Consider the following 11,770-nt stretch of genomic DNA (forward strand, 5'->3'; position numbering starts at 1 on the left):
GGGATTGACCTTCAACCTTTTGCTCCCCCCTACTCATTTATCTCGACGACCTTTTAAGGTGAGTAGTCGGAATATGAGGCCAAAAACCAACTTAGTATGCATCCAGCTAATACGGACATTGTCACGTAAAACATCAAAATTTGAAGTATTTCCTTCTGGATAAACAACTTTAGAAGGAATTTCTATAACATCCACGCCACGCCAATAGAGATGCACCATGACCGAGGTGTCAAAGTCCATTCTACGGCCAATCGAATTCTCTTTCAGAACTTCCAATGTCTTAGAGAGCGGGTAGATACGATATCCGCACATACTATCAGTGATATCGAATGATAAAGTTTCAATCCACACCCAAACATGGGTAATCCAGCGTCCTATTTTTCGGCCCATTGGGATGCTATGATCATAGACAGGTTTCGCAGTAACCAAGGCATTATTATTTCTATTTGCGGCATCAACTAGTTTTAGAATGTCTGTCAAAGCATGCTGCCCATCCGCGTCAATTTGCAGCGCATGTGTATAACCGTTTTTCACGGCTATTTGCGCACCATAATGAAATGCTGCCCCCTTACCCACATTTCGATTCAGGCGAATAACGAGCACATTTTTCTCTGGCGCGTGAAGGTTACTGATATGCTTTGCCGCAACTTCTTCAGAACCATCATCTATCACAAATACATCAAGACCATTGGCTTTAACTGCATCGATAACTTTTGAGATTGCCTTATAGTGATTAAGCGTCGGGATTATTGCACAGCATTTGAAATTCACGATGCAAATTCCTCAAATTTCAAAACGCCAGAACTGTGCTCTACATTTTTTCCATCGGTCTGTTCACTCAGATACCTGAAACTGACCTGATCCTGTTTCATCTTCTTTAGCTCAAGTATTGTTTGCACTTCAGGAAAAATAAATTGCTTGAACTTGAGTTTTTCAACGAACTTGGGAGAGCCGGACATATTGAATTCTTCTTGTGCCTGCCGAACTGCCCAGTGTATTTGCACCACGCCTGGAAGAATAGGCTCCTCTGTGAAATGACCTTTGAAATATTCAAGATCAGCAGGAGCGACAAATAATGTACGAATAAAATCCTCGCTACATTCTTTGTCAATAATGTCGAAAACTATTTTACGCGCTTTTTCAGGTTCGCTCTTAAAAACCTGCTCCATTTCATATGCACTCAGCTTACCTTGTGCGTTCCTCGGTAATTGCTTAAGAAACTTCCAACGCCGCGGCGCAACAACCGCATCCTCAAATTCCGCAAGGTAACGTTTTAAGCTCCGACCAATTCTAAAGGAACCGACAGAGTTTATTTCATGTTTTCCAACCTCATTGAGTTCAATTGCAGCACCCAGAATTGCTGGTGGACCTTCCAATGCTCGGACATGTACATCCTGAACCCATTCATGCTTGCGTAACAATTCTTCAATTCTCGGCAAAGAGACGCGCTTGCCTTCAATTTTTACTATTCTGTCAGCGCGGCCGCCCAATGAAAATAATCCATTTTCATCTATGATCGCCAAGTCCTCGGTCTGAAAATTTGGCCGATCCATTTCCAAAAATTGCGAAGAAACCGATAGGCAACCCCGATCATCCAATTGTATATTAACCGTCGGCAATGGATGCCACTTTCCGTTTCCACCGTTACTAAAACGGCGCGCAATACCGCCTGTTTCAGTGCTTCCATATATTTCCTGAACAGCTGTGCCCAGCAACTCAGACGCCTTTTTAGCGTCATCGGGAGGAAGAATTCCACCGGAGGAAAATACGAAAATCGGTTTCAGTTGTGTATTGGATGCCGCCAAAGCGTCCAAACGACATAAGTGGGTTGGGCTTGAGAACAAAATATATGTCTGGCAGCGTGACGTCGTTTTAATGACCTCATCCCAATTCTGACAAATCTGATCCGCAAAAACCCTTTTTGTGCACAATGGCCACAAAATCCTAAATAATAGTCCGTATATGTGCTGATGACCGACGGTGGCATGGACCTCAGCATTCTCGGCCTCCTCACCGATCAAGCTTTCCCACTCGCGCACTTCGTTATCTAGCTGGTATAGATATTTCGGGACTTCTTTTGGTTTGCCTGATGATCCTGATGTAAAAAAGACCATCTTTTTGTTCAGATCTACTTCACCCGACAAATCAATTGTTCTGTACTCTTGCAATCCCTTATCAAGCACTTTTTCCAAGTTAAGCGAGGGTATTCCTGATATTTTCAAATCGGTTAGAAGTATATCGAAACAGCCTTGGATCTCTTCAAGCGCCTTGGGTTGAGCATTAGATGGCAATACGATTTTATGTGCCCAACGCATCGCTGCCAATAAAGCTACTGTTTCATATTTCGTTGACTGGCAGAACACCGCAACTGTCTTACCCTTAACGTAACCAGAAAGTTGTGAAGCTAATGCAAACAGGTCTCGCCGGCTGATACATGAACCATCCTCATGAACGATGGCAGCGCTATCCTCCAAAGCGCTATTCCAAATATTTTGTAAACTCAGAAATCGTTTACTCTGCATTACCTGTTCCTTGACTTCATAAATCGCCGCACAATCATTTCCATAGAAAAAAGTAACCCGATAAAGCAGTAGGATATCAATCCGTTATAGAGTGTCCATTGCTCCAAACTGCCAAAGCAAACCGTCCAATATGCAACGCTTCCATTGAACAGAAAAAAAACAATCCAGAGTATTGTTACGTTCCGAGTATAAAGAATTCCACTTTGTCCAAGATCCGGTTCTTTCAGCCTGGCAATCATTTCAACTATTGTCGGAGGGAACAAAACTGACCAGAGAAATACCGCGGCAAATGTATAGCTGATTGCGACAGGGTAAAGTCGAACCGCAAACTCTGCCTCAATGAAAAACGCACTCGCTCCCATCGCAATTAATGCAACAATAGGCGGAATAAACTGAAATGGGCGAAGTCTCAGCCCACTCACCTCAATTTTGGAAAAAAATGCAGCTCTGTAAATCATCAAACGAATAACAAAAGCTAGAATTATTCCCATCAATAAAACACCTGGCGAGACCGCCCCCAGACCCAGATAAACAAGGAATGGATAGCTGATACCTATCAACACCGAAATCAAGAGTAAGAATTGACGGTTACTTTGAAACGACATTGTAAATCTGATCAATCACATCAGAAACTGTTTGAACAGATTTAAAATCTTCCGCTTTAATTTTTTTCCCGATCAGATCCTGAAAATTTACAATGAGATCAACAGCATCAATACTATCTAGATCTAAATCATCGGCAAGCTTCGCGTCGGGTGTAATTAATTGTTCGTCTACTTCAAACAGCTCGACGAGAAACTCTCTGAGTTTGATTGCAATTTCATCCCGTGTCATGCGCTCTTCCCCTGCATTTGCAAATTGTGAATAAAATCGGCCAATGCTTTAACATTTGCAAAATGATCCGTCAGATCATTTTTCTGGCTATCGATTTTAACACCATATTTTTTTTGCAGTGCAACTCCCAGCTCAAGCGCATCGATTGAATCCAATCCCAGCCCTTCACCAAACAGTGTTTCTTCGTCGCCGATTTCATCAGCTGTTATGTCTTCCAACTCAAGCGAGCTGATGATTAACTCTTTAATTTCTCTGTACAACTTCTTCACCTAATATATTTGTTTCCAACAAGTGTTTTATTGCCGCCGTCATCCTTCTGGTATTCAGAGAATGATGCTCTGTTTTTTCTGTTACCAAATCAACTGACTCACATTGCTTTGAAAATCTGATCGTAAATGCCAATCGAGTCGGGGGTATACGATACCACGGCTCCCCTTTTGCCAAGGTTCGATGATTACAATGGATAGTAACCGGTAAAATTGGGGCCGTGCTGCTCACAATAATATTGGCGACGCCTCTTTGCAGTTTACCAAGAACTGACCCCGGAGGCGTGCGTGTTCCTTCCGGAAAAACAATCAAATTGTCACCGCGCTCCAACACATTTACACAGTCACGAATAAGCTTCTCTGGGTCCTCGTCATTGCGAATATAATTCGCAGCCCTCATTACGCCCCCAAGAAAAAAGTTGTTCCAGAGTTCGTGTTTCACGATACATTGAGCGCGGTTCATTTGCCCCATCAGGATCACTGTATCCAACAAGGATGGATGGTTGGCAATGATGACTGTTCCTTTTACACCTTTTAAATATTCTTTATTCTCAACAGTGATATCGCAAACACCAATAAACTCAATAATAGACAAATAGTAACCAAAAGATCGATGGATTGTTGCCTGAACAACATTTGCTTTTCGATCTTTATCCCGAATAATTATTTTCAGGATCGGAAAATAAAATATGGTCATGAACAAACCACCCAATCCAAATAGAGAAAATGCAAATCCGGTTACCAGAAGGCGCCAGAACCAATCTAATTTACGCAACATTTCCTATCACTTCCCAACCTATCCCAGTTCCCCCAAACTGGATCTTGTTCCGCTTACCTAACAAGACCTCCTCAAACGCCTTTACTTTTTCATCTTCAATATCAGCCTCACCTACCTCGTATGTTTGCAGATCAAGGCAAAGTGAAGAATGAGTTCCTCCACTAACTTCCAGTAAAAAAACACCAACTGTTGGCGCGTTCACCGGGTCTTCAAACTTCTCGAAAATCTCAGGCAGAGGATAGTCGGCGTAAACGTACAAAACCTGTTTTTGAGGAAACTCACATAACAAAGACGCAGCTTCGACCAATCCCATTTCGAAAGTTTTCTCGCCAGCAGAAATGACGCTTTGCATTTCTGTCAGCCCCCAACCTATGGACAACACACCCGGTACAGCATTATGGACAGACAAACTGAAATGCATCGGTGAAATAGGCTCGCCTGAGGCAATTTCCTTCAGAATATTCACGGAACGAGCTGCGTCACCGTAGCGAGAGGCAAACACGATTAGAGGCTCACCCTGATTAATCGGAGCAGCAACATTTCCGATACTTTTTCCAAAATTATTTAGCCTTCGCTTAAGTGAAGCGGGGAGATGATTTATGGCTGCGGGTGCCGCCGAACTATTATTATCTCCACGCCAGACAGACCAATTTACTACACCGAACTGCATCAAACTGGCTCTTTTCAGCTTCTTACCAAGCCAATTTTTGTAACCAGATCACGCTCCAGCATTTCAATCCAGCGGTTATATCTATGGTGAATTGTGCTATCGGTCGCTTTCAAATTGTAGCTTTCCTTGTATTTAATCGAAAAGGTTTTTTGATTAAAATACAGGTCTACCTTTGCGTTGTGTTTATACGTCCCAACCCTACCAATCATATGGCCGGGGGCCACATCCTCAAAGGACCAACCGCGCTCGGCTCCAACAAGCTTGATGCGACGCTGGATGTCGTCCAAAGGAATAATTTCCTCAGTACTAAAAGCTCTGTTCTCGACATTATAAATTGGTTTTACAACGCAGCCTGCCAAAGTCACTAACGCAACCATCAAAACTAGGCATTTGCCCACAATGGCTCTATAAGAAGTGATGGAAATCATCTCTTACCCCCCAGGTAATCACACCGAATAGTTGACTAATTACTAATACTTTTGTCACAAACAATAAACATGTTATGCCATTGAGACAAGATTATATCTTTATTGCAGAAACCAAAACGTTGCTTTCGAAGGCTGAGCTTCTTAAGGTTTGGAAAGAGGAAGACGCTGAATACATTTCCAAATTCAAAGCCCGTCACAGACGAAACACTTCACTCGCAATGCGAAATTTAAGCAGAAAGATCATTTCAAACTACACTCAAACTCCAATACAGGACTGGAAAATAAAGATAAATCAAAACAACAAAAGATCCCTCTGTTCCAATTTTGGAATTGAGTATTGTGTGAGTTATTCACATTCAAAAAATTGGATGGGAATTGCTTTAAGCACAGATGCAATAGGAATTGACATAGAAGAAACCCGCCACCGTAGAGATTGGAAATCAATGAGCGCCTCTTTCTTTAGCAATGCAAAGCCGGCTCAAAGTGAAACTGAATTTCTGCACCAATGGACAAGTTATGAGGCAAACCTCAAATTCGACAGCGCCTCTCCACACTCTCCAGCCAAAAATATTCACCACAAAATTATAAATAACAACACGATCCTTTGCGTTGCCTCAAACAAAAATACGTTTGAATTCCTTAGGGATGAAGATATTGCTTTCTAGTTAAATTTGGACTGGCGCACGAGTTGAAATAAAAAGGGTGACCCTTTTATGGCCACCCTTCTCGTTTCTTAAACCACAGAAATTACACCACTCGGCGTAGCTGTCCTCCTTGCGAATTTTCAGCATCAGATGAACGGAAGAAGCTAATCAAGTCGTTTAACGAGCGAGCCTCGGCACTTAATTTTTCTGCTGAGGTCAAGCTTTCCATAACCAAAGAAGAATTCTGCTGTGTCATTTGATCCATATCGGCAATGGCCGTACTTGTCTCTTGGATACCTTGGGCTTGCTCCTTGCTCGCAACGGAAATTTCTCCAATAATATCAGTGGCTTTCTTAATGGCGTCCACTATCTCTTTCAAAGTGTCGCCAGTTTGATTTGTCAAAGCCACCCCTCCTTTGATCTGTTTTTCACTATTAGTGATGAGGCTTTTGACGTCTTTTGCTGCGGTTGCGGTGCGCTGCGCAAGGGTTCCAACCTCTGCGGCTACAACTGCAAAGCCTTTTCCAGCTTCACCCGCCCGCGCGGCTTCCACTGAGGCATTTAACGCCAGAAGGTTTGTCTGGAAGGCGATTTCATCGATAACACCAATAATTTCAAAGACCTTTCTCGAAGACTCTTCAATATCTGCCATGGCGGTAATCGATTTTTCAACAACTTCCCCGCCGCTTTCCGCCACATTATAGGCTTCGATGGAAAGGTCGTTTGCACTTCGCGCATTCTCAGCATTTTGTTTGACAATCGCTGACAGCTCTTCCATGGAAGCCGCCGACTCTTCAAGGTTTGCCGCTTGTGTCTCTGTGCGTTCATTCAATCCGCGACTTCCCGTTGTAATTCGGTCAGCTGCGGTCCCAATGGAATGGGCTGACTCAATGATTTTGGCGACGATGTCATTCAGTTGCTCTGCGGTTCGGTTGCTATCTGTTTTCAATTGATTGAAGGTGCCTTGATATTCTTTCGACACCCGGTAACTCAGGTCCCCATCCGCAAGCGCAGCAAGAGACGCCCCTACCTCGGTGATGACACTATCAACGGTGTCATTCAACTCATTCATGGCTACGGCCAATCGTTTCATGAAGCCTGTCTTCCCTTCAATGGAAACGGACTGAGTGAAATCACCGGCAACCACGGCGGTCACCATTTTGTCTATCTCTTCGCGAACAGAAAGCTCTTCGGTCACATCGTTCCATTCCAATGTTGTCCCAATGACTTCCCCTGCCTCATTTTTAACAGCGGAAAAGATGACATCAAACGTCACACCACCAAAAACAAGTCGACCTTCTTGGTTGCTCGTAGCGGCATTCATCAGATTGGTTTTAAAATCCGCTGCCTGAAGTATCGGCTGTACCGAACTGCCAACAAGCTTCTGAACATCAAAGCGAGAGTAGGCCTTCTGGATCTGAGACTGAGATTTACCAAGCAGAGAATATAACGCGTTATTTAGATAGAGTATGTCTCCGTTGGTATCCGTTAGTAGGATACAGGCTGCACAGTTATCCAAGGCAATCTTGATCCGCATATTTTCCGCAGCGACCTCCAACTGTTTGGCCACTTTGATCTTTTCTTCTTCCTGCCTGGCTTTTTCCTCGTCTTCTTTTTGCAATCTCTCCTGTTCCATAACAGCCATTTCAAGGGCATTATCCTGAAAGACTTTTATGGCGCGGGCCATATCGCCGACTTCATCTTGCGACTCCTGCAGCGGTATCGGGGTTTGCGTATCACCATCCGCCAACTGTTTTGCTGAATTGGTTATGGCGATGAGACCATTGACAAGGCGGCGAGAGAAAAATAAGCCAACCGCACCCACAACCAACAATAAAACCAATCCAACGATCAGCATGTTGTTTCTAACATCGGCAATGGGCGCACTATATTCAGCTTCATCTATTTCAGAGAGAATAGCCCAGCGAGCCCCCATAAATTCCATTGGCCCATATATCGACTTCACGTTGACGTCACGATAATCCGTGGCGATCATTGCGCCCGTCTCTCCTTTGAGGGCAAGTCGGACCGGCTCAGTATCCACGGTGCGTTCCAAAATAGTAGATGTTTCGGAAAATCTGGAATCGCTGCGCATCAATAAATCCTGCCCGACGATATAACTCTCACCAGTTTCACCGAGACCGGTAGCATCCTGCATGAGTGCATTAATACGGCTAATGGGCATTTGAAAAACCAGGATGCCTACGGGAACCTCACCGTCCATAACGGGCATACCGACAAAACTTGCAGGCGCATCAAAACTTGGGGCGTATGGCGCAAAATCAACAAAGACTGGTTCAGAGTTAGACTTTGCGGCCCGATAGACTTCGCCAAGCCCACTGTTTTTCCATTTGCCTGTTTCCAGATTTGTCGCGTAATCCAGTTCCTTAAACACGCTATAAGTGAGGTTTCCCTCTAGGTCCAAAAGGAAAATGTCATAATATTCGTTGGTATATAACTTTTGCCGAAACCATGGATGGTAGCGTTTATGCACATCGCTGTAAAAAGATCCATCCTCTGCGTAATCGAGCTTTTCCTTCTCTCCCGTAGGATGTTCATTTTCGGTAATATAAAGATTTTGAAGTATCTCGGTCTGGTTTCCCGGCAACGCTTCCCAAGACGTGGAAAATAACTTGGCTGCTTCCACAACGGCCGGGTTAGAAGCTGTTTCAAGTAGATCTTCCTTAATGCTAACCAGATAGTTCATTAGGGCATTTGTACGTGCCTGCTGCGCGACCTGTAATTTTTTCCTAACTTCACTATCAATGGTCGATGCGCTCTGAATATAGCTTAAACTTCCAAGACTAACGCCCAGCAGCAGTGACGAGACGATTATCAGGAGCGGAAGTTTTTGCGAAATTCGTAGATTCTGGACACTCATGGGGGGAATATCTCCAAAACATTTTAAATTTTTGTAATATGGATACGCAGACGAGAACTTGTACTAAGACTGATTTTAGAAGAAATTACTTAAGCCTTTTTTCCTATAAAAAGCAGCCAATACAATCGATATATAAATTAGTATAATTAATAATCTCTAAACTGATGCGCACGCCTCTTCTCGCCAGCTCCAAACGCTGTATTGCAGGCCCCAAGCGTCAAAAGCAGTTTAAAATTTTGGCTTAATAATATTGCTGTGACTTTTGTTGCGGATGTAAACTCGCACAAAAAAACAGGCGCCGAAATCAGCGCCTGTTTTTATAAAGATCGGAAACTTATTTAGGCAGCACGAATATCGTCTAGGAATTTATCGATATCGGCCTTCAAATCCATCGCCAGTTTATCAAGAGCCTGTGAAGCATTCAGGACCTCACCAGCGCTGTCTCCGGTTTGCACGGATTGGGTTGAAACATCACGGATCCTGTCATTGACAAGTTGGGTACCACGAGCCGCTTCCTGCACACTGCGGGAAATTTCACCTGTGGCAGAATTTTGCTCTTCCACAGCGGACGCAATATTGACCGTGGCTTCCTTGATGGTTTTAATCACAGATCCGATATTGGAAATATTGGCAACGGCGCTGTCGGTCGCTCCCTGTATGCCGTTGATATGGCTCGTGATTTCATCGGTTGCTTTAGCTGTCTGAGTGGCTAGACTTTTCACCTCTGAGGCTACGACAGCAAAGCCCTTGCCAGCTTCTCCGGCGCGGGCAGCTTCAATCGTTGCGTTCAACGCAAGCAGGTTTGTCTGTCCAGCGATATCACTGATCATGCCAACAACTTCACTGATTTTCTTGGCTGCATCTGCAAGATCCCCAACCGAATGGCTGGTTTGATCGGCTTCGGTTACCGCAGTTTCAGACACAGTTGTCGCCTGTTGAACCTGCCGACTGATTTCCCGAATGGAAGAAGAAAGCTCTTCCGTTGCGGACGCTACAGTCTGGACATTGGCGGATGCCTGATCGGACGCCGAAGACACATCGGTAGCAAGGGTGCGTGTCCCATCTGCTGTTTGCACCAGACTGTTTGCTGTTGCCTGCATTTCTGTCGCGGCGCCTGTCAGGGTGCTCATCATCTCGGAAATCCTGGCCTCGAAACCGGCAATCAAATCCTTAACCAGTTTGGCGCGCGCTTCAACTTTCCGGCTTTCTTCGCGCTCACGTTCTCTTTCAGCGGCCTCTTGCTCGGCGGCGCGTGCACGCTCCTCCTCTTTCAGGCGCGCAGCTTCTTCCTCACTCTTGCGGGCCTCTTCCTCAAGGCGCAACCGCTCAAGTGCATTCTCTTTAAAGATATTGAGTGAATTGGCCATATCACCAATTTCATCGCCCCGCTCAGTATAGGGACATCGGTTTCATTCTCACCGTTGGCAAGCTTCGTCATCGCGGATGTGATACCGCCAAGCGCTTTAGTAATGCTGCGAGAGAACGTTATGCCGACGAACCCGGCAAGTAGCAGCATAACAACAGTCGCAATGGCCAGATCGTTGCGCAGTGCGTTATTGGGCGCGAGATATTCAGCCTCTGACATTTCCGCCATAATACCCCATTTTGTTCCCAAAAAACCAAGCGGGGCATATACTTTCTTGACCAGCTCGCCACTTTGGTTCTCTGTGACTTTATTACCGCTGTCACCTGCAATCGCCGCGCGACTGGCGGAGCTATCAACATTTTTCTTCAAAATCGTGGATTCTTCTGAAAAGCGGGAACTGCTGCGCATCAGGAAATCTTCACCAAAAATGTAAGTCTCTCCCGTCTCACCAAGGCCGGTTGCATCATTCATCACAGTGTCAATTCGGGTAATGGGCATTTGATATGCCAGAACGCCAACTTTCTTCCCACCGGCATCGACAATCGGCAACCCCATAAAACTGGCGGGTGCATCATAGCTTGGGGCGTAAGGAGCAAAATCAATGAAGGCCGGCTTTGATCCTGCTGGAAGCGCCGCCGCAGCCCTGAAAACCTGACCAAGGCCGGACTCTTTCCATTTTCCGGTAACAAGGTTGGTTGCGTAATCCAATTCCTTGAACACGGAATAGACAAGGTTTCCCTTCAGATCGAAAATAAAGATGTCATAATATTCACGCGTATTCAGATTTGTACGGAACCAGTCATGAAACTGTCCGTGTACTTTGCTGTAAGCGCTGCCATCTCCTGCAGCATCCAGCTTTTCTTTCTCTCCCGTAGGATGGGGATTGTCTGTGATATAGGCTTTTTGCAAATATCCGCTCGCGCCTTCCCCAAGTTCAGCAAACGCAGCTGTAAATTCATTGGCCGCCTGAACGGTAAAAGGGTTCACGCTGATTACGGTCAGGTCTTCTTCTATGCCTTGAAGATAATTCAACAGCGTTGCTTTACGGGACTGAAGGGTCACTTCCAGCTTTTTAACAACTTCAGCGTTCAGTGCGCTAGAGCTGTCTTTATAAGCGAGAACACCTAATCCCACTGATATCGCCAGTGCGATCGACAGGATAAGAACTGGCAGTTTCCGGGAAATCTTCATTTTGGATAACATAAGCAACACTCCAGATTTCTATAATTACTGCCAATTCTGCGGATAAATGGTTCATATTTTATTAATTTTTAAGTCAAAATTAGATGCACACATATAATTTTAAATAATCATTAAACAAAAAACCAAAAACGGAGCTCGAAACATTAACTAAAAACGGATTATTGAACTTTAATTGTAG

Annotated in this window: 12 protein-coding genes; 1 reads left to right on the forward strand and 11 read right to left on the reverse strand. The window is 44.6% G+C overall.

Going from position 1 to position 11,770, the window contains the following annotated elements; all coding sequences use genetic code 11:
• Positions 1 to 33: 33 nt before the first annotated feature.
• The 8 genes from JCM23214_RS22530 to JCM23214_RS20560 form a co-directional block, all read right to left on the reverse strand.
• Positions 34 to 771, reverse strand: a complete 738-nt coding sequence (locus JCM23214_RS22530) for a glycosyltransferase family 2 protein (RefSeq protein WP_025899177.1) — start codon at positions 769 to 771, stop codon at positions 34 to 36.
• Entirely contained in the window at positions 768 to 2,522 is a 1,755-nt protein-coding gene (locus tag JCM23214_RS12160; RefSeq protein WP_025899178.1) for an ApeI family dehydratase, read from the reverse strand. Before JCM23214_RS12160 ends, JCM23214_RS22530 begins: the two co-directional genes overlap by 4 nt.
• The gene (locus JCM23214_RS12165; protein WP_148301868.1) at positions 2,522 to 3,013 is read right to left on the reverse strand and encodes a COG4648 family protein; all 492 of its coding nucleotides are present in this window, start codon (positions 3,011 to 3,013) and stop codon (positions 2,522 to 2,524) included. Before JCM23214_RS12165 ends, JCM23214_RS12160 begins: the two co-directional genes overlap by 1 nt.
• Before the next feature lie 97 nt (positions 3,014 to 3,110).
• Positions 3,111 to 3,356, reverse strand: coding sequence for an acyl carrier protein (locus JCM23214_RS12170; RefSeq protein WP_025899180.1), 246 nt, complete (start codon positions 3,354 to 3,356; stop codon positions 3,111 to 3,113).
• Entirely contained in the window at positions 3,353 to 3,625 is a 273-nt protein-coding gene (locus JCM23214_RS12175; RefSeq protein WP_025899181.1) for a phosphopantetheine-binding protein, read from the reverse strand. The genes JCM23214_RS12170 and JCM23214_RS12175 overlap by 4 nt, the downstream gene beginning before the upstream one ends.
• Entirely contained in the window at positions 3,600 to 4,400 is an 801-nt protein-coding gene (locus JCM23214_RS12180) for a lysophospholipid acyltransferase family protein (protein ID WP_025899182.1), read from the reverse strand. Before JCM23214_RS12180 ends, JCM23214_RS12175 begins: the two co-directional genes overlap by 26 nt.
• Positions 4,390 to 5,070, reverse strand: a complete 681-nt coding sequence (locus JCM23214_RS22535) for a beta-ketoacyl synthase chain length factor (RefSeq protein WP_025899183.1) — start codon at positions 5,068 to 5,070, stop codon at positions 4,390 to 4,392. The genes JCM23214_RS12180 and JCM23214_RS22535 overlap by 11 nt, the downstream gene beginning before the upstream one ends.
• A gap of 14 nt (positions 5,071 to 5,084) precedes the next feature.
• Entirely contained in the window at positions 5,085 to 5,498 is a 414-nt protein-coding gene (locus JCM23214_RS20560) for a hypothetical protein (RefSeq protein ID WP_025899184.1), read from the reverse strand.
• 80 nt (positions 5,499 to 5,578) lie between these two features.
• On the opposite strand from JCM23214_RS20560, the gene JCM23214_RS12195 reads away from it, so the two are divergent.
• Positions 5,579 to 6,163, forward strand: coding sequence for a 4'-phosphopantetheinyl transferase family protein (locus tag JCM23214_RS12195; protein WP_148301869.1), 585 nt, complete (start codon positions 5,579 to 5,581; stop codon positions 6,161 to 6,163).
• Positions 6,164 to 6,245: 82 nt separating this feature from the next.
• Here JCM23214_RS12195 and JCM23214_RS22540 read toward each other — a convergent pair whose 3' ends face one another.
• From JCM23214_RS22540 to JCM23214_RS22545, 3 genes are all read right to left on the reverse strand, one after another.
• Positions 6,246 to 9,023 carry a methyl-accepting chemotaxis protein gene (locus JCM23214_RS22540; protein ID WP_051548143.1) on the reverse strand — a complete coding sequence of 926 codons (2,778 nt, stop codon included), beginning with the start codon at positions 9,021 to 9,023 and terminating at the stop codon, positions 6,246 to 6,248.
• 338 nt (positions 9,024 to 9,361) lie between these two features.
• Complete coding sequence (locus JCM23214_RS20570; protein WP_084264770.1) at positions 9,362 to 10,390, reverse strand: methyl-accepting chemotaxis protein; 1,029 nt, start codon at positions 10,388 to 10,390, stop codon at positions 9,362 to 9,364.
• Positions 10,294 to 11,592 (reverse strand): cache domain-containing protein, encoded by a 1,299-nt coding sequence (locus tag JCM23214_RS22545; protein WP_051548145.1) that lies wholly within the window; start codon positions 11,590 to 11,592, stop codon positions 10,294 to 10,296. The genes JCM23214_RS20570 and JCM23214_RS22545 overlap by 97 nt, the downstream gene beginning before the upstream one ends.
• Positions 11,593 to 11,770: the final 178 nt, after the last annotated feature.

Origin of the sequence: Sneathiella glossodoripedis JCM 23214, assembly GCF_000616095.1 — a bacterium.
Classification (GTDB): domain Bacteria; phylum Pseudomonadota; class Alphaproteobacteria; order Sneathiellales; family Sneathiellaceae; genus Sneathiella; species Sneathiella glossodoripedis.

Coding starts and splice junctions, on each gene's coding strand:
- JCM23214_RS12170 (WP_025899180.1), bottom strand. CDS start 3,356: ATGACACGGGATGAAATTGCAATCAAACTCAGAGAGTTTCTCGTCGAG.
- JCM23214_RS20570 (WP_084264770.1), bottom strand. CDS start 10,390: ATGGCCAATTCACTCAATATCTTTAAAGAGAATGCACTTGAGCGGTTG.
- JCM23214_RS22545 (WP_051548145.1), bottom strand. CDS start 11,592: ATGTTATCCAAAATGAAGATTTCCCGGAAACTGCCAGTTCTTATCCTG.
- JCM23214_RS20560 (WP_025899184.1), bottom strand. CDS start 5,498: ATGATTTCCATCACTTCTTATAGAGCCATTGTGGGCAAATGCCTAGTT.
- JCM23214_RS12160 (WP_025899178.1), bottom strand. CDS start 2,522: ATGCAGAGTAAACGATTTCTGAGTTTACAAAATATTTGGAATAGCGCT.
- JCM23214_RS12165 (WP_148301868.1), bottom strand. CDS start 3,013: ATGGGAATAATTCTAGCTTTTGTTATTCGTTTGATGATTTACAGAGCT.
- JCM23214_RS12180 (WP_025899182.1), bottom strand. CDS start 4,400: ATGTTGCGTAAATTAGATTGGTTCTGGCGCCTTCTGGTAACCGGATTT.
- JCM23214_RS22535 (WP_025899183.1), bottom strand. CDS start 5,070: ATGCAGTTCGGTGTAGTAAATTGGTCTGTCTGGCGTGGAGATAATAAT.
- JCM23214_RS22540 (WP_051548143.1), bottom strand. CDS start 9,023: ATGAGTGTCCAGAATCTACGAATTTCGCAAAAACTTCCGCTCCTGATA.